The sequence below is a fragment of the Chromobacterium haemolyticum genome (assembly GCF_002081825.1).
GTDB lineage: Bacteria > Pseudomonadota > Gammaproteobacteria > Burkholderiales > Chromobacteriaceae > Chromobacterium > Chromobacterium fluminis.
In genome coordinates, this window is record NZ_MUKU01000027.1 from 1 (window position 1) to 17,473 (window position 17,473).

The 17,473-nt window shown below is 64.1% G+C and carries 16 protein-coding genes; 8 read left to right on the plus strand and 8 right to left on the minus strand.

The window, feature by feature from the left end; genetic code table 11:
• Window positions 1-158, plus strand: a 158-nt coding sequence (locus B0T39_RS17475; RefSeq protein ID WP_141111204.1) for a transposase, incomplete at its 5' end; no start/stop codon positions are given.
• A gap of 165 nt (window positions 159-323) precedes the next feature.
• On the opposite strand, the gene B0T39_RS17480 is transcribed toward B0T39_RS17475, so the two are convergent.
• From B0T39_RS17480 to B0T39_RS17490, 3 genes are all read right to left on the minus strand, one after another.
• Window positions 324-746 carry a nuclear transport factor 2 family protein gene (locus B0T39_RS17480; RefSeq protein ID WP_081548909.1) on the minus strand — a complete coding sequence of 141 codons (423 nt, stop codon included), beginning with the start codon at window positions 744-746 and terminating at the stop codon, window positions 324-326.
• Between the two features lie 39 nt (window positions 747-785).
• Window positions 786-1,490, minus strand: a complete 705-nt coding sequence (locus B0T39_RS17485) for a DsbA family protein (protein WP_081548814.1) — start codon at window positions 1,488-1,490, stop codon at window positions 786-788.
• A 170-nt stretch (window positions 1,491-1,660) separates the two neighbouring features.
• Complete coding sequence (locus B0T39_RS17490) at window positions 1,661-2,542, minus strand: MBL fold metallo-hydrolase (RefSeq protein WP_081548911.1); 882 nt, start codon at window positions 2,540-2,542, stop codon at window positions 1,661-1,663.
• A 128-nt stretch (window positions 2,543-2,670) separates the two neighbouring features.
• Here B0T39_RS17490 and B0T39_RS17495 point away from each other — a divergent pair, with 128 nt between their 5' ends.
• The 4 genes from B0T39_RS17495 to B0T39_RS17510 all read left to right on the plus strand — a co-directional run bounded on the left by B0T39_RS17495 (window position 2,671) and on the right by B0T39_RS17510 (window position 5,457).
• Entirely contained in the window at window positions 2,671-3,585 is a 915-nt protein-coding gene (locus tag B0T39_RS17495) for a LysR family transcriptional regulator (RefSeq protein ID WP_081548815.1), read from the plus strand.
• Window positions 3,586-3,892: 307 nt separating this feature from the next.
• Entirely contained in the window at window positions 3,893-4,177 is a 285-nt protein-coding gene (locus B0T39_RS17500) for a CopG family ribbon-helix-helix protein (RefSeq protein WP_081548817.1), read from the plus strand.
• Window positions 4,174-4,446 carry a type II toxin-antitoxin system RelE/ParE family toxin gene (locus tag B0T39_RS17505; protein ID WP_081548819.1) on the plus strand — a complete coding sequence of 91 codons (273 nt, stop codon included), beginning with the start codon at window positions 4,174-4,176 and terminating at the stop codon, window positions 4,444-4,446. Before B0T39_RS17500 ends, B0T39_RS17505 begins: the two co-directional genes overlap by 4 nt.
• A 561-nt stretch (window positions 4,447-5,007) precedes the next feature.
• Window positions 5,008-5,457, plus strand: a complete 450-nt coding sequence (locus B0T39_RS17510; RefSeq protein ID WP_081548821.1) for a hypothetical protein — start codon at window positions 5,008-5,010, stop codon at window positions 5,455-5,457.
• Window positions 5,458-5,699: 242 nt separating this feature from the next.
• Here the strand turns inward: B0T39_RS17510 and B0T39_RS17515 are convergent, their stop codons facing one another.
• Window positions 5,700-6,605: a LysR family transcriptional regulator gene (locus tag B0T39_RS17515; protein ID WP_081548823.1), complete on the minus strand. Its 906-nt coding sequence runs from the start codon at window positions 6,603-6,605 to the stop codon at window positions 5,700-5,702.
• Window positions 6,606-6,708: 103 nt separating this feature from the next.
• On the opposite strand from B0T39_RS17515, the gene B0T39_RS17520 reads away from it, so the two are divergent.
• The 3 genes from B0T39_RS17520 (at window position 6,709) to B0T39_RS17530 (ending at window position 11,357) form a co-directional block, all read left to right on the plus strand.
• Window positions 6,709-7,722 (plus strand): zinc-binding alcohol dehydrogenase family protein, encoded by a 1,014-nt coding sequence (locus tag B0T39_RS17520; RefSeq protein WP_081548913.1) that lies wholly within the window; start codon window positions 6,709-6,711, stop codon window positions 7,720-7,722.
• A gap of 574 nt (window positions 7,723-8,296) precedes the next feature.
• Window positions 8,297-8,989, plus strand: coding sequence for a response regulator transcription factor (locus tag B0T39_RS17525; RefSeq protein ID WP_081548825.1), 693 nt, complete (start codon window positions 8,297-8,299; stop codon window positions 8,987-8,989).
• A gap of 4 nt (window positions 8,990-8,993) precedes the next feature.
• Complete coding sequence (locus tag B0T39_RS17530) at window positions 8,994-11,357, plus strand: ATP-binding protein (protein ID WP_081548827.1); 2,364 nt, start codon at window positions 8,994-8,996, stop codon at window positions 11,355-11,357.
• On the opposite strand, the gene B0T39_RS17535 is transcribed toward B0T39_RS17530, so the two are convergent.
• The 4 genes from B0T39_RS17535 to B0T39_RS17550 all read right to left on the minus strand — a co-directional run bounded on the left by B0T39_RS17535 (window position 11,309) and on the right by B0T39_RS17550 (window position 17,469).
• Entirely contained in the window at window positions 11,309-11,605 is a 297-nt protein-coding gene (locus B0T39_RS17535; RefSeq protein ID WP_141111282.1) for an acyl carrier protein, read from the minus strand. The genes B0T39_RS17530 and B0T39_RS17535 overlap by 49 nt on opposite strands.
• Complete coding sequence (locus B0T39_RS17540) at window positions 11,589-14,504, minus strand: hypothetical protein (RefSeq protein ID WP_081548831.1); 2,916 nt, start codon at window positions 14,502-14,504, stop codon at window positions 11,589-11,591. The genes B0T39_RS17535 and B0T39_RS17540 overlap by 17 nt, the downstream gene beginning before the upstream one ends.
• A 374-nt stretch (window positions 14,505-14,878) precedes the next feature.
• Window positions 14,879-16,072 (minus strand): type III secretion system needle tip protein SctA, encoded by a 1,194-nt coding sequence (gene sctA / locus B0T39_RS17545; protein WP_141111283.1) that lies wholly within the window; start codon window positions 16,070-16,072, stop codon window positions 14,879-14,881.
• Between the two features lie 140 nt (window positions 16,073-16,212).
• The gene (locus B0T39_RS17550; protein ID WP_176219593.1) at window positions 16,213-17,469 is read right to left on the minus strand and encodes an IpaC/SipC family type III secretion system effector; all 1,257 of its coding nucleotides are present in this window, start codon (window positions 17,467-17,469) and stop codon (window positions 16,213-16,215) included.
• Window positions 17,470-17,473: the final 4 nt, after the last annotated feature.

Below are 17,473 nucleotides of genomic sequence, written 5' to 3' on the forward strand. Positions count from 1 at the left end.
ACCAATTTGCGGTGATGCCTCAACGTTGGGTGGTGGAGCGCTCATTTGCTTGGCTTGAGAAATGCCGACGGTTATGGAAGAACTGCGAGCGGAAACTCAATACCAGCTTGCAGTTCATCCATTTAGCCTTCCTCGTGCTGTTGCTCAAAAGATCGTGAACAGGCTCTCAGAACCGGTTCAGGAGTTCAGGAGCTCACGAGCAAGAGCGAGACAAGGCGAAAACGGCTGCGAAAGCGGAATGGTCGAGTGGTACATGAGCATTCCGAAGCGGGCACTCATCGCACAATGTCTCTATCGACACGCAACAGATCGTAAACAGGCTCTCAAGCCCGCATCGCTTCCAGCACCTTGGCGCTGTCCACAATCTGCACGAACTTGACGATCTTGCCGTCGCGAAGCGTGTAAATATGGGCGAAAGAGGCGACAAAGCCTTTGCCGGTGGCGCGGTAGACGCCATGGTAGAAACCTTGGGCGATCACGTGTTCGCCGGCGTCGTAGAAGCTGTCCACCGCCGCGCGGTAGCCTTCCCACTCGCGGCCCAGCCGCTCGTGCACGTTCTTGACGATGGACTCCGCGCCCACATAGGTGCCGGCGTAGAGAAAGCCGGCGGCTTCCGTCCACTCCGCGTCCGGCGCCAGCGCGGCCAAGAGATTGCGGCCGTTGGCCTCGGAATCGCCTTCGTAAGTGGCGCGGACGATGTCCACATTGCTCAGGTGGCCCTGGCCCAGGGTTTGATTAGCGTTCATGTTGTTCCATCCAAAAATCGGTTTGCTCATGCCCTTCCTTCATTGCGGCAACACACAGCTGTCCGGGCCGCAGGCCAAGGCCTCCGTCGCAGCCGGGGCCGCGCTGGACGCGGCCTGGCTCAGGCGGGCGCGCCAGGCATCCGGCCGGCCCAGGTAGGCGCCCAGGTCCAGCACCGTCAAGCCGCCGTTTTCCTCCAACGCCAACGTGGGAAAACCCTGGCCGCCCGCTTGGGCCAACAGCCGGCGGCTTTCCTGGAAGTGGGTGTCGGTAACCGCGCCTTCCAAACGATGGTAAGCCGCGGCGAAAGCGTCCGCGTCCAGGCCGATGTCGGCGGCCAGTTCGGCCAGCACCGGAAACTCCGCGATGCGGCGGCCTTCCACGAAGTGGGCGCGCTGGATGCGGTGCAACAGTTCCAAGCCGCTGCCGGCCGTTTCCTCCGCCGCCAGAACAGCGGTGGTGGGCGGCGCGGAATCCATCACCGCGCCGTGATCCTTGAGCAGGCCGTCGAAATAAGCTTCGCCGAAAGGCTGGCCGGAGACTTCCGCGATGCGGCGGTCGTGCAGCAATACGAATTGGCGCCACTCCGGGCTGACCTGGCGGCGATTGGCGCCCACCATCATGCCGCCGCCGTGCAGCGCCACCGTCAAGCCCGGCACGCCGCGCGCGGCTTCCAGCAAGGGCGCGGCGCCGTAGCACCAGCCGCAGAGCGGATCGAAAATAGTGTGCAAAATAATGCCGGACATGGCGGTTTCCTTTCTTGCGCCACCCGCAACGCGGGCGGCCATACATTCAAATCATCAGGCGTAGAAAATATAAAGGGCGGCAAACAAATCCTGAGGCAAGGCGCGCCGACGCCGACACGGCAAGTCGGCGCCGCGCAGCATCAGGACTTTCGCTGGCTGCCCTCAGAGCCTTATTGCGGCCACTTCATCTCGCCCTTAAGCACCTTGGCGCTCAGCTCCAGATCCGCCACGCCTTCCAGCTTCGGATAGCGCTGCTTCATCGCCGTCACCAGTTCGGCCGAGTTCTTGGACTTGGGCAGTTCCGCTTCCAGCGTTTTCAGGTAGTCGCTGGTGAACTTCACCGAAGCCAGGGTGTGCGGCGCATTGTTCAGGAAATGGCCCGGCACCACGACCTTGGGCTTCAACGCCTGCAGGTTTTTCAGCGACTTCTGCCAGTCGGCGCGGTCTTTCGGAGTTTGGGTGTCCGCGGTCCAGACATGCATATTGCCGTAGGTCAGCACGCCGCCCATCGCGGTTTTGATCGACGGCGCCCAGATATAGGTGCGGTCCGGAGTCGGGCCTTTCAGACCCATCACTTGCAACTTCTGGCCGTCCACTTTCAGGGTGTCGCCCTGGATAGGCTCCGGCACGATCACGGTCTTGGGCGCGTTGTCCTTCAAGATCGGGCCCCAGTAGGCCATCTTGCCGTCCTTGCTGGCCTTGATCGCCTCAATAGTGGAGGCGGTGGCCAGCACCTTGGCGTCCGGGAAGGCGGCCTTGATCACGTCCAGGCCAAAGTAGAAGTCCGGGTCCGGATGGGAAATGAACACCGTGGTCAGTTTCTTCCCGCTGGCCTTGACCTTGGCTACCAGGGCCTCGGCGTCGTTGCGCTGGAACTGAGCGTCGATCAGCACAGCCTCGCTCTTGCCGGTGACCAGTTCCGAGGACACCGGGAACAGGCTCTTGGCGCCGGGGTTGTAGACATCGACTTTCAAAGCGTCGGCTTGGGCGAAGGCGGCGGACATCCACAGGGCGCCTGCTACAAAGCTGCCGGAAATGCGGTGTTGGATCATGATGGTTTCCATTTGGTGAATTTGAGATTGGTCGGCTTGGTAGCAAGCCTGATGTGAATCATAGATTGCTATTTTCGAATCAAAAACCGGATAATAAGCAATGGTTAGTTGCATGAATCGAGCGAATCATGGATAGGATCACCGCGGCGCAAGTGTTTGTGACCATTACCGAACGCGGCAGCCTGGTGGCCGCGGCGGAGACTCTGGACATGTCGCGGGCGATGATCACCCGTTATCTGGCGGAGATGGAGGAATGGGCCGGCACCCGGCTCCTGCACCGCACCACGCGGCGGCTAAGCCTGACCCCGGCCGGCGAGGAGACGCTGGCGCGTTGCCGGCAGATGCTGGAAATCGCCGGTCAGATGCCGGCGGCCAACAGCGCGGACCCAGGCCAGCCGCAGGGGCTGTTGCGCATCAGTTGCGCGCAGTCGCTGGCGCAGGACGCGCTGGCGGGGGCGGTGACCGAGTTTCTGCGCCGCTTTCCGCAAACCGCCATTGATCTGCAGATCAGCAACCGCGCGGTCAATCTGGTGGAAGAAAGAATTGATCTGGCCATCCGTATCACCAATGCCTTGGACCCCAGTCTGATTGCCCGGCCGCTGGCCAGTTGCGCGTCGGTGATCTGCGCCTCCCCGGCCTACCTGGCCGCCCACGGCGCGCCCAAGCGGCTGGAGGATTTGTCTCTGCACAACTGTCTGACTTACTCGTACTTTGGCAAGAGTCTGTGGCGCTTTCAGCGTCACGGCGAGCAGTTGGCGGTGCCGGTCAGCGGCAATCTAAGCGCCAATGAGTCCATGGTGTTGTTATCCGCCACCGCGGCCGGCGCGGGCATCACTTTGCAGCCCTTGTATTCCGCGGCGCCGCTGATCGCCAGCGGTCAGTTGGTGGCTTTGTTGCCGGAGTATCAGCCGCAGGAGTTGGGCATTTACGGTATTTACACCTCGCGCCGGCAGATGCCGGCGACTTTGCGCGCGATGCTGGATTTTCTGGTGGAGCGTTTCGCCAGCGATCCTGCTTGGCAGGCCCGTACCGCCGGGGGCTGAGCTTGCTCGCGGGACAGCGGGTCAGCCGTTAAACTGGTTGCGGCATTCCCTTGGCATGCAGACGGGAGAATGCCTCCATTCAACCGTTCAGCGCGGCGGGCAGATCCTGGCGAAGCGACAGACCCGGGATTGCTCGCCCGAAGGTGCGCCAGTACTGGCTTGCAGGGCAATTGGATAAAGCTTGTCCTTTTTCTCACGAATGAGAGTGGCAATGCCAGTGGCGTTGATCGTCCAGTTTGCTATGTAGCACTCTGATGCGTATGATTTTATTACTTGTTAAGTGCCTTGTAACACATAGGAGAACGCCATGAGCGAAGCGACTTTTACTTTCCGTGTCGATGAGTCTCTGAAGCAGGAGTTTGCCAAGGTGGCCAAATTGCAGGATCGCACGGGCGCCCAGCTACTCCGTGACTTTATGCGCGAAGTGGTGCGAAAGAATGAGGAGGCCGCTGAGTATGATCAGTGGTTCCGTAGCCAGATCCAACAAGGGCTGGACCAAGCGAATGCGGGTGAACTGCTTCCTGGCGATCAGGTAGAGGCGCATTTTGCTGCCAAGAGGGCGGAGTTACGCCGGAGAATGGCCGAACGATGAAGCTGGCTTGGACGCCTGATGCGGTGGCGGATCGCGAAGCCATTTTTGAATACATTGCAGCAGATAACCCAATAGCGGCCCTTGATCTTGATGAGCTTTTTGAGCAACAGGCCTCCCGGCTGCTTCTACATCCTGAGTTGGGCCGGGCAGGGCGTGTTGCCGGCACTAGAGAGTGGGTTCTTCATCGCAACTATGTCTGCGTTTACGATTTAGTAACTGATCAACTCCGGGTGCTTCGGGTTTTACATGTTGCCCGACAACGGCCTTAATCAAACCCGGCGATTCCGTTTAGCATTGCGCCAAATCGAGCTTATCGATGGCAATTCTCGCGTAGGCGTTTAGCACTGCGGTAGTCGCGCATCATTGCCACTTCTTCGTCGTTGATGCGTTCGTTAAAAGTGGAGAGGATATTTGGCCAAACAACTCTCCTTTCCCTGCCTTATTCCCTCGCGACGCTGCGCTTGCCTCGCTCGGTCTGCGTGGAAACCGGCACCAAAAACATCATCCGCGCAGCGGATATAAAACCCACCCACCTAGCCACACCAACCACCCCACCTTGACCCCAACCGCCCCCTCGGCAACAATCCCCCCGTTGCCGCCCACATGCGGCACCGGGATTGGCGTCCCGTCGTGAGCTTTAACAAACCTGCGCAGCGTGCTGCGTAGGTTGCTTTTCCATTGCAGCGCCATTCGGCAGGTGCGTGGGAGGAGAGTGCTATGCACTCACCGGCTTGAAAGCTCACCCGGTACGCCAATCCGCTCACGCGCCTGCCTAATACCTCAGCTTCCCCGGTAGGTGGTTTATCTTGTGTCACAGCAGGAGAAACACCATGCAACATTCTCAAAACTTCCCCCGTCGTCGCCGCTACAAACTGCACTCGCTGGAACAGCAGGAAGCCTTGCTTCCCTTTGTTCGCCTCTGCCCCGGCCGCACCTATCGGCATTACTGGCAAATGCCCACGCCCAGCAAGGACTATCCCGCCAATGTCAGCTACGGCCGCGAATGTGCCGCTCATCTGCTGCAATGGATGAAGGACAACCGCGAATACGTCGGCAAAGGCCTGCTCAGCCGCGTGGCCCGCGACATCGATTTTGACGACCGCGACGGACGTGGCCAGTGGATGGGTTTCTTCAACTATCTGGAAATCATGATGCTGCTGGGCGCCGACCGGGTCCGGGTCTATCGCCATGTGGATAGCCAACATCAGATCTACCTGGCGCAGGGGCAAAGGCTCAAGCTGGAAGCGCGCTTCCGCCGCATCCGCCTGCGCAAGCGCTGACCTCAGCTGGTGGGTATCGCTGCGCTCCCCCCACCCTACGGCGAATGGTTTGTCGGGGTATTTGTAGGGTGGGTGGAGCCGGTAGGCGATACCCACCAAACCTCGCCATCAAAACCCAAGGATGGATTCCGTCGCATGTCCGCGTGGGTATCGCTGCGCTCCCCCCACCCTACGCAAGGGCGGTTTGTAGGGTGGGTGGAGCCGACAGGCGATACCCACCACCCCCCACCGAAAACCAACGCTCAAGACGCAGCCAGGTAATCCTCCAGGCAAGCCTGCAAATGCTCGCGCAGCGCCGCCACCGCCGGCGACAGCATCAGACGATGCGGGATCACCAGACACAGCGGCGCGGCTTCGGTCTGCCAATCTTCCAGCAAAGGCAGCAGACGGCCGGCGCGCAAGTCGTCCAGCGCGTCCAGCCGCGATTTATAGGCGATGCCCAGCCCGTCCAACGCCCAACGCCGCACCACTTCACCGTCGTCGCTCTGGCGGCGGCCGTCCACCGTCACCTGCTCCCGCAGCGGACCCTGGCTGAAACTCCAACGCTCGTGCAAAGCCGCGCCCAACACCAGCCGCAGGCATTGATGGCGGCGTAGTTCCTGCGGCGACTGCGGCCGGCCGTGGCGCGCCAGATAGTCCGGCGATGCGCACAACACCCGGCGGTTGTCCGGCGCCAGCGGCAGGGCCACCAGGCTGGAGTCTTCCGGCACGCCGTAGCGCAGGGCCACGTCCACCGGCTGCCGGTACAAATCCGCCACCCTGTCGCTGATCCGCAATTGCAGGCTCAGGCCGGCGTGCCGCTCAAGGAAGGCGTCCAGCCAGCCGCGCAGCCGGCTGCGCCCCAGGTCCGACGGCATGGACAGCGACAGCTCCCCGCTCAGCGCCTGCTGCTGCAAGGCCAGCGCCTGGCCGCCGGCCTCCACCGCTTCCAGCGCGGCGCGCGCATGGGCCAGATAGCGCTCTCCGGCCAGGGTCAACCGCAGGCTGCGGGTGGAACGCGCCAGCAATTGCGCGCCCACGGTTTTTTCCAGCCGCTTCAACGCCGCGCTGGCCACCGCCGGGCTCAGGTCCAGTTGGCGCGCGGCGGCGGACAGGCTGCCGTTGTCCGCGGCGCGGACGAATACCTGCAAATCTTCGAAACGGACCATGATTGTCAAAAATTCTTTGAAACTGAATCGAATTTTAGCCGGCTTTTCGCCAGGAAAAACAGGAATAACATCCGCTCCATCAACCCTAATGGAGAACGCCAAGATGAAAGCCGTCGCCTATTACCAGAACCTGCCGATCGAGCATCCGGAATCGCTGCAGGACGTGCAACTACCTGAACCCGTCATCGGCGAGCATGATCTGCTGGTGGAGGTTAAAGCCGTCTCGGTCAATCCGGTGGACACCAAGGTCCGCGCCGGCGCGGCGCCGGAGGCCGGCCAAGCCAAGGTACTGGGCTGGGACGCCGCCGGCGTGGTGCGCGCGGTGGGCGGCAAGGTCAGCCTGTTCCAACCCGGCGACAAGGTGTGGTACGCCGGCGCGCTGCACCGCCCCGGCGCCAATAGCGAGCTGCACGCGGTGGACGAGCGCATCGTCGGCCACATGCCGCACAGCCTGGACTTCGAACAGGCCGCCGCCTTGCCGCTGACCGCCATCACCGCCTGGGAGCTGTTGTTCGACCGGCTGCAAGTGCTGGACAACCGCGCGCCCAGCGGCCGGAGCTTGCTGGTGGTGGGCGCGGCCGGCGGCGTCGGCTCCATCCTGGTGCAGCTGGCGCGCCGGCTGACCGGGCTGACCGTGATCGGCACCGCCTCGCGGCCGGAAACCCAGGCCTGGGTCAAGGAGCTGGGCGCTCACCATGTGATCGACCACCGCCTCCCGCTGAGCGAGGAGCTCAAGCGCATCGGTTATGCCCAAGTGGATTACGTGGCCAGCCTGAATCAGACCGACGCCCACTTCAAGGAGATCGCCGCCGCCATCGCGCCGCAGGGCAAGCTGGCGCTGATCGACGATCCGGCGGCCCTGGACGTGCGCGAGCTGAAGCGCAAGAGCGTGTCGCTGCATTGGGAGTTCATGTATACCCGCTCGCTATTCGGCACCGACGACCAGATTCAACAACATCTGCTCTTGAACCGGCTGGCCGAGCTGGTGGACGCCGGCCTGATCCGCAGCACGGTGGCCGAACGCTTCGGCCGCATCGACGCCGCCAACCTGAAGCGCGCCCACGCTTTGCTGGAAAGCAACCGGGCCAAGGGCAAGATCGTGCTCTCGGGTTTCTAAGAACCTGTTTACGATCTGCTTCGCGTCGTGAGACGTGGCACGGTGAGTACCGCTTCGAAATGCTCATGTACCACTCGACCATTCCGCTTTCTCAGCCGTTTTCGCCTTGTCTCGCCTTAGCTCGCGAGATCGTAAACACTTTCTGATCAGCGCGTCCCCCTCCTCCGGCGGCGGTCCTCGCCGCCGACTCCATGCCAGCGCGCTAAACGCCGCCGACAGGCATCGAAATCGCTTCACAAGGCGCAGCCGGCGCGGAATAATGGCCTGCTGGCTGTCTTTAACAATCCGGGGAACGAGATCACGAATGCGCACGCTTTCGCCTCCGGCCCCGCCGCAGGCAACGCCGGCCGCGCCGCAGCGACCTGGCCCGTCCCGCCATTCCACTCTCCGTTTCCTCAACCGGCCAGACCGGCGGCGCAAGCATTCCCTGCCGCCAAACCTTTGCGTAATGGCCTATACCAAGCCTGATGCCGGAGCGAAACCGGAGCCGCCGCCCGCGCAACAGAGTACACAGGTTCAGAGACATAACCATGGCGCAAGGCGCAGCCTCGCCGCCATCTGTTGGGATACTCATATGCCTGATGCCAAATCATTGCGGAGCCAGCCGATACAGATCACCTTGCTGGATGATCACCTGATGGTGCTGAACAGCCTGGCCGGCCGCCTGGCCGATGAAACGGACCTGAACGTGGCCGGACAATTCACCAGCAGCGCGCCGCTGATCCAGCATCTGAAGCAGCACGACGGCGTCGACGTCGTGGTCACCGATTACGCGCTCAGCCCCGGCGACATCGACGGCTTCAGCCTGATCCGCGGCCTGCGCCGGCGCTTCGCCCGAGTGCGCATCCTGGTGATGTCGGCCTATTACACCCCGGCCACGGTGGCGCTGGCGCTGCGCTGCGGCGCGCACGGTTTCATCGGCAAGGAACAAAGCCTGGACGAGCTAGTGGCGGCTATCCGCCTGCTGGCCGACGGCCACAGCTATCTAAGCCCGGCCATGAGCGCCGCGCTGAATGAAAGCTGCGTCAACCTGCCCGCGCCGCAGAAAGCCATGCGGCGCAGCCTGCTGGATCACCCGGAGCTATCCCCCCGCGAACGCGAAGTGCTGCGCTGCTGTCTGGACGGCATGACGGTCAGCGACATCGCCGTCAAGTTCTCCCGCAGCATCAAAACCATCAGCAACCAGAAGCAATCGGCGCTGAAAAAGCTGGGCCTGCGCAGCGACAACGAGCTGTTCAAGCTGCAAAGCCGGCTGGCCAGCCACTAAAGCCATGCGCGCGCGCCTCTTGCTGTTCTCCTGTCTGCTGCTGGCGTTCTGCTTCCCGGCCAGCTTCAGCCGCGCCGGCCTCAATCCGACGGAACGCGCCTGGCTGGCCAAGCACCCGGTGGTGCGTTACGCGATAGACCCGCACGGCTGGCCTATCGAATACATGGAGGACGGCGAGCACCGCGGCCTGACCCAGGCGTATCTGAGCCGCATTTCCGATATCAGCGGCCTGCGCTTCGAGCTGGTGCCGGTGGCCAACCGCCAGCAAGCGGTGGACATGATGCTGAGCGGCCGCATCGACCTGCTCACCGCGCTGTCCTCCGGCCTGATTCCGCCGGAGGTGGGCCGGCGCATCCGCTTCAGCGATCCCTACTTTTCCGGCAGCACCGTGCTGGTCACCCAGCCGGACAAGCCCATCGTGTTCAGCACCTCCAAGCTGTCCGACAAAACCATCGCGGTGGAAAGCGGCGACCCTTACGAATACTTCCTGCGCGAGAATTATCCCGCCGTGGACATTGTGGCCACGCCCACGCCGCTGGCGGCGCTGGACGCGGTGGCGGACGGCAAGGCCTACGCCGCGGTGGGGCTGGACGCGGTGATGCAGTCCGTGATCCGCCGCCGCTATTACGGCTCGCTGCGCATTGCCGGCAGCGTCAGCGAAATGCCCAGACTGGTATCAATGGCGGTCAACAAGGACCAGCCGCAGTTGCTGTCCATCATCAATGATTCGCTGGCGCAGCTCACCGCGGACGATACCCAGCACATGCTGGAAGACTGGCTGCAAACCACCGATTACGGCGCGCCCTCCTGGCGCTCCATCGCCCGCTACTACGCGCTGGAGCTGACTGGCGTCGGCCTGGTCTTGCTCTTGCTGCTGGTGTTCGCTCAGCGCGCCCACACCGCGCGCCGCGCCGCCCAGCGCAGCGAGGCGGATAAATCCACCTTCCTGGCGGTGATGAGCCATGAAATCCGCACGCCGATGAACGCGGTGCTGGCCTCGGTGGAGCTGCTGCGCCAGGCCGAGCTGCCGCCGCGCGAACGCGAGCTGGCGGCGTTGGCCAACGCCTCGGCGGTGAATTTGCTGGAGCTGTTGGACAATGTGCTGGACGTGTCCAAGCTCAACGCCCAGCGGCTGCGCCTGGAGCCGCTGGCCACCGACGCGGCGGCGCTGGCCAGCGGCGTGGCGGCGATCTATCGCGCTTGCGCGGAAAAGAAAGGGCTGGAACTACAGCTGGAAATGTTGGGTTTGTGCAGCCGCCTGCTGGTGGTGGACCCGGTGCGATTGCGCCAGATTCTGAGCAATCTGCTCAGCAACGCGGTCAAGTTCACACGTCAGGGCGAAGTGAGCCTGCGGCTGGAACTGCAGGAAATAGAAAAGGAACGGGCGCTGCTATGCATCCAGGTCAGCGACACCGGCATCGGCATCGCGCCGGAACAACAAGCCCGCTTGTTTCATGAATACGCGCAGGCGGACCATACCCAGCAACGCTACGGAGGCACCGGGCTGGGCTTACTGATTTGCCGGCAACTGGTTGAGTTGATGTCCGGCCGCATCGCGCTGGACAGCCAGCCGGAGCGCGGCACCACGGTCACGCTGTGGCTGCCGGTGCGCCATTCGCCGGCCGAAGCCGCCGCGGACGCGGAACTGGACGCCGTCAGCGCGCCGGCGGCGCTCAAGGAGGCCTGCGACCCCATCCTGGTGGTGGAGGACCAGCCGGCCAACCGCTTCATCATCGCCCAACAGTTGTTGCAACTGGGCTACCGCGCGGTGACGGCGGACAACGGCGCCGCCGCGCTGGCCTTGCTGGATCAGGGCCAGCGCTTTGCGATGGCGCTGCTGGACTGCAACCTCCCCTGCATCAGCGGCTATCAGCTGGCGCTGCGGCTGCGCCGCCACCCGGCGCTGCAGTGGCAGCCCTATCTGCCCATCATCGCCATCTCGGCCACTACGGGCATAGAACACCAGCAGCGCTGCCTGGACAGCGGCATAGACAGCTGCCTGACCAAGCCATTGAGGCTGGCCCAGCTGGAACAGATCATGACGCTGTGGCTGGACCACCGCCCCGGCCCGGCGCCCGCCGCGCCGGCCCCGCCCGACGGCGAGCTGACGCAGTTGCTAAGCCACAGCTGCGACGCCGACGCCGCCGCGCTGCGCCAGGCCTTGCTGGCGCGGGACTGGCCGCAGGCGGAACACTACGCGCACCGCCTGCACGGCGTGGCCCTCAGCGCCGGCCTGCCGCGCTTGCCGGCGCTGGCGGCGGAAATGCAAACCGCGCTGCGCCTGCCGCAGCCGGACGCCGCCCGGCTGCGGGTTCTGCTTCAGGCGCTGGAGGCGGCGCTGCCGCAAGCGGAGCCGAGCGGCGACTGAGCGACGCGGCGCGCCAGCTGCCGCTCCACCACCTGGCAGACATGGGCCACGGTCTTGATGTCGACGATGTCGTCGACGCCAATCTCAATGCCGAACTCGTCGTTCAGCAAGAGCACCATGTCCAGCAGCTCCATCGAGTCCGCGTACAACTCATCCACCAGCCGCGCCTGCGGCTGCAACTTGGACTCCTCCACCGATAAACAGCAGGCCATTACCGCCACCACTTGTTGCTCAAGACTGATTGCCACGGTTACGCTCCCGGATGCGGTTGGTATCGAGATGCAGGCCGTCGGTGGTCAGGGTGACCCCGGAAGACACGCTCAAGGCTTCGCCGCGCCGTGATTCGGCGGCGGCGTCTAGGCCCAGCCCGCTCAACAGCTCCGCCACCAGCGGGTTGGCCGGCTTGCCGCGCGGCAGCAGATTGGCTTCGCGGATCAAGGTGCGCGCAAAACTGCCCAGCGCCTGGCGCTGCCGCTCCAAGCCCGGATGCTCGGCCAGCACTTTCCGCAGTTGCGCGGCGTCGTCGCCCAGCGCGCCCGCCTTGCCGTCGGCAAAGTCCTTCAACACGCCGCTTTGCTGGGTGCTGTTGCCCGGCAACACGCGGTTGCGCAACGCTTCAAACTCGCGTCGTTGCGCGAAGGGCTGCGTCGCGTCGGGCTCCAGGGCGCCGCGCACCGCGCGGATCAGCTCGCTGCCGGCGTCCAGCGCGAAGGCGCGGCTGCGCAGATAAGCCTGGGTTGGCAGCGTGTACAGATTGCCGTCGCGGAACTTGAGCCCGCCAAAACCGCCGCCGTCTCGTTCGGCCGTCGGAGCCGTGGCGTCCGCCATCGGCGCGCGGCCAAGCTGAGACGCTAGTCCATTGGCCTCCGGTTCGCCGGCCGCGCTCTGGCCGGCTGCGGCGTTCAAGACTTGGGACAAGCCATCCGCCACCTGTCGCGCGGCCTGATGCAGACTCGAGCCGGCATCGGCGGCCGGCGCGTCTCCGGCCGACAAGCGAACCGCCTGGTCCAGCGGCGTGCTGGCCGCTTGCTGGATATCAACGCGTTCGGCCCGCAACTCGCCTTCCACGCGCCGGCCGGCCGCGGTGTCCAACACCTGGGACAAGCCATCGGCTACCTCGCGCGCGGCCTGATGCAGGCGAGCGCCGGCATCCGCCGCCGGCGCGTTGCGCGCTTGAAGGCCCAAACCGTTCAGGAATTCGCCCAGCAAGGGATTAACCCGCCCGCCCGGCGGCAACAAATTGGTTTCCCGAATCAGGGTTTGCGCAAAACCGCCCAGCGCCTGACGCTGCCTCTCCAGGCCGGGATGTTCGGCCAACACGCCGCCCAGCCGGCGCGCGTCGGCGGCCAGCGCTTCCGGCGCGCCATCGGCGAATTGCCGCAGCAAATCGTCTTGCTGCATGCGGCCGCTGGGCAACATCCGGTTGCGCAAGGCTTCGAACTCGCGCCGTTGCGCGAAGGGCTGCGCCGCGTCGGGTTCCAGCGCGTCGCGCAGCGCCTTGATCAGTTCCCGGCCGGCGGCGTGGCCGTCCAGCGTCGAATGAAAAATCTGGCTGCGCAGATAGGCCTGGCTGGGCAAATTGCGCAGCGGGCCGCCGCGGAAGGACAGCCCGGCGAACTCCCCGCCTAGGCTGGCGGTTTGCGGCTGGGCTGCCGCGTCGAGCCGCGCCTGGCGCGCCGTCGCGTCCAGCTTGCCCGCTTGCGCCACGCCGGGAATGGGCGTCGCCAGCGTTTCCTCGCCCAAGGCCGTGTTCATCAGCTCGGACATGGCCGTCGACACCTGGCTGGCCGCGTGCCGCAAGGTCTGGCCGGCATCAGTCTGCGTGCCTTGCGCCGTGTTCATCAATTCGGACAAGGCCCCCGTCACCTGGCTGGCCGCATCGCGCAAGGCCTGGCCGGCATCGGTCTGCGTGCCCTGCGCCGTGTTCATCAGCTCGGACATCGCCTCCGTCACTTGGCTGGCCGCGTCCAGCAAAGGATGGCGCGCCTCAGACACGGTAGCCTGCTGCGGCTTGGGCAAGTCCTGGCTGCGGGCGACTTGCGGCGCCGGCATGCGCAAGGACGTCACCAGGCGCGAGGGCGCTCCGCCGTGATGACGGTTGCCCTTGTTCACATCGCCCAGATAGGTGTCGCCGCGCTTGTCCCAACGCCGGTTGTCCTGACGGTTGTCCTGACGGTTGTCCTGACGGTTGTCCTGGCTGTTGTCGTTAAAGTTGAAGTGGTAATGCACTTCCTGCGGCCGCGGCGTTTCGCCCGGCTCCGCCGGGCCGGGGCCTGGGTTCGGCTGAGGGCCCGGACCGGGATCGGGCTGATCGGCGCGGACCGGCTCCGGCTGTACCGGGTCTTTCGGGCCCTGGCCCAATCCCTCCAGCAGGCTGCGCAGCAATTGCGGCAGAATGGCGACGGTGTCGAGGTCGCGCGCCAGCGTGCCCACGCTGACGCCGCGCTGCTCTATCAACTCCCCTCGCCGCAGCCGCAGTTCTTCAAAAGCCTTCATCGCCGCGCTGTCCACCAGTTCGGTTAGACGCTGACAGGTGCTCTCGTCCAGCTGACGCCCCAAGTGGGACTCGACGCGGGACAGGATGAAAGGCACCACCTCGCGGCGCATGAAGTCATTGCCCAGCTGCAACACGCCGCCCGGACATTGCCGCTCCATCATGGCGGCCAGCTTGTGCTCCAGCTTGCTGCGCTGCTGATAGTGCTTGTCGGTTCTCGGCGTCCACGGGCCAAAGGCGGATTTTTCGCCCAGGCCGTCCTTCAAGATCTTGTCGGTGTACTGCTGCGCCAGCCCGTCCAGCGCCTGGCGCGCCTGTTCGCTCAGGCCCTCCTGCTGGCTCAACTGGCTATAGACCTTGGCGAATTCGGCGATTTCCAGCTTGGCGTAGCGGTTGGGCGATCCCTGATACAACTCGCCCAGACGCTGAGACTGCGACGAGCCGGCGAACAAGGCTCCCACGCTGTCGCGGCTGTAGTCCGCCTTGTAGCTGGCCAGATCGGCCAGCGAGTGGCGGCGCGGCGGCGCGGCGTCGCTGCTGCGCGCCTCGCTCAGCCGCCGCGCCAAGGCGCTGGCCGGCCGCGCCGGTCCATTCAACAGCGCGGACAGGTCCGGGCAGGAATGGGCGCGTGATAATCCGGAAAGTCCCGGCATGTTGCTCTCCTAAGAGCCTGTTCACGATTTTGCGAGCAAGAGCGAGACAAGGCGAAAACGAGCGAAAAAGCGGAATGTACGAGGGGTACATAAGCATTTTGAGCTTGTTTTTAACGCCGTATCGCCGCAGCCCAGCGGTTCGTGAACAGGTTCTAAAATGTTGATGACGGTTGACGAGAGCCTGAGGCCGGCGACGGCGCGCCCGGCCTCAGAGCCTGTTCAAAGTCTCGCGAGCAAGGGCGAGACAAGGCGAAAACGAGCGAAAAAGCGGAATGTACACGTGGTACATGAGCATTTTGAGCTTGCACTCACCGTGCGACGTTTCACGAAGCGCAGCAGACATTGAACAGGTTCTCAGGCGTCAAACCACCTGCTTAACCTTGCAGGAAGGACTTGGCGGTTTCCGTGCAGCTGCTGATGGTGCTGCTGAGCACCTTGACCAGGTTGTCGTACAGCGAGTTGGCGTTGCTGTATTTCTGGGTCAGCGTCTGCAGGGTGTTTTTCAGGTTTTCTTCCTGCGCCTTGAAACCGGACTGCCAGGCCTGGAATTTGGCGTTATCCATTTCCACCGCCGAGCCGCTGCCCAAGGCGCCGACATCGCGGATCATGGTGTCGACCGGCGTCATGTCGATCAGCACCACCCATTTGCCGTCCGCCGACTTCTGGACGCAGGAATCCGGCAAGCCCATCTCTTTGGCCCACTTCCTGGCGTCCTCTTCGCTGCCGCCCTTGATCGGATCCGTCGATTTATCCTGCGAGGGGAAGAGCACCGCCGCCTTGTTGGGCAGGGAGAAATCCGATTTCAGCTTTTGCAGCGCGGCCTTGAGCGCATCGACATCCAGCTTGACCTTATTGCCGTCGCCGCCGGGTTTGATCCAGTTCGCCATCTGCGACAGGATGTCGCTGAACGCCTTGTAGAACTCGGTGTACTGAGCCACCACGTTTTCGTACACGCCCAGGTAGCCGTCTTTGATGTCGCCGATGGCCTTGCTGATCATTTCCCACAGTTCGCGGTCGGAGATCATGTCCTTGGCCGCGCCCGGCGCCGGGGCCGTGTACAACATCGGCGCGGCAAATTCCCGCGCTGTGGGCGGAGCGTCGGCGAACACGTCGGCGATATCCGACTGCAGCTTAGACTGTTGCTCGGCGGACATCACGTAGCCGCTTTGCGCCAAAGCGCCCAGACCGCTTTTGAGTTGCTGAGTATTCAGCGTCTGCATGTCGCGGGCCTGGTCCTGCGCCCGCGTCAGCGCGCCGCGCTGGAAATTAAGCCGCTCGGCCGCCGGCTGCTCGCCGCCGGCAATCGCCGCCTGCCAGCGCTGGTCCGCCAGCTTGCTTTCATAGGTGGTCTGCCCTTCGACGGTGCGGCGGGCGGCCTCGTTGGCCTGGCGCAACGCGTCGGCCTTGTTCTGAGCGGTATTGAGCGCGGACAGCTCCGGCCCTTGCGGCGCGGCGGCGCGGGTTTCAACGGCGACGCCGGCGACATCGGCTCGCGGCGCGGCGGCCGGTGTTTCCATCGTTTGCGGCCGCGTCAGCGGCAAGGAGGATGTGGTTTGAATGCCGTTCATGGAAATTCCCCTGCATGGCCAGCGCCGAGGCAGGCGCCCAGGCGCTGGCGGGATGAATGGTGTGGAAGGCCGGCCCGACCGGGATGGCCGGGCCGGCGGATGGCGCCTGGGATGGCCCCATCCGGTTCCGGGCTAGCGGATCAGGCGCGGATGTTGCCGGCCACCGCGCCCATGGCCGCGCTCTTGGATTGGCTGATGCTGTCCAAGGTGCGCAGCAGCTCCTGAATGAAGCTGTCGGATTTGCGGCTGCTTTCGCGGGTTTCCTCGGAGGCGGTATTGGCCACGCGGCTGGAAGCCTGGCTGATCTGCTGCTCGGACTGCTCCAGCGTGGAGGCGTAGCGACCGGAGCCGCCGGCGATATTGCTGGCCGCGGACGAGCTGTCCATGATCGCCTTACCGGTGGTTTGCTTGGCCTGAGCCTTGAGCTTGGTGTCGTCCATCGTTTGCTGCTCGATCTGGCTCTTCACCGGCAAGTCCTCGCTGGCGCTGCCCAAGGCGGTTTCATGCGGCTTGCCCAGGTTCTGGTTGCTGGACTTCAAACCGATCTTGTCGCCGGCCATGCCGTCCGCCACGCTGCCTGCGGCGTTGGACTGCGTGCCCGGCTCGCCCGCGCCCAGTTTGGCCGCGCCCGGCTGCGACTTCAGACCCACATGCTTCAGGCTGTCCGGCTCCGCGCCCAGCTTGACCGAGTTCTGACGGTTCAGCGTGGTCTGGATGTTGCGGCTCTCGTCGCCGGCCTTGGCCAGCTTGGGCGCGTTGTTCTTCAATGCGCCTCGCTCGGCGTTGATGCCGTTCAAGCTCTTCTTGGCGCCGACGCCGGTAATGGCCATCTGGCCCACGCCCTGAGCGATGCTGCTGGACAGGTTGGCGATGCCTTCGCGCACCATGGAGGCGGCGGTGGCCTTGGTGGCGTCGAAGCTGACCAGCGACAACTTGGTGCTCAAGGCGTTGTCGGCGGTGCGCAGCGCCGACATCAAGACAATGGCGGCCACCAGCAGCGCCACGCCGCTAGGCGCCATGCCGCTGATGTCGAAGGATTTACCCTGTTCGGCCTGTTCCTTGACCTTGTCGTTCATCAGCTTGTTCACGCCGGATTCGACCTTCTGGTACAAGGCGCCCAGGTCCTGGACAAATTCCGGATCCTTGGCTTTTTCGCTCAGATAGGCTTTCAGGCCGTCGGTCACCTGCTTGCTCACTTCGGCGGACGGCGGGCGCAGTTCCGGGCCGCTCATCACCTCAACCAGCGCCTTGCCGTCGCGGCCGGCGCTGTTCAGGATGGGCAGGATGTCCTTGATGTCCACCAGCGACTTGGCCGCCAGCGATTTATCGGCCGCGCCAGATTCCGCCGTAGCGGGGAAAAGAGTATGGACGGACGTGGTGTTGATAGTGTTCAGCATGCTA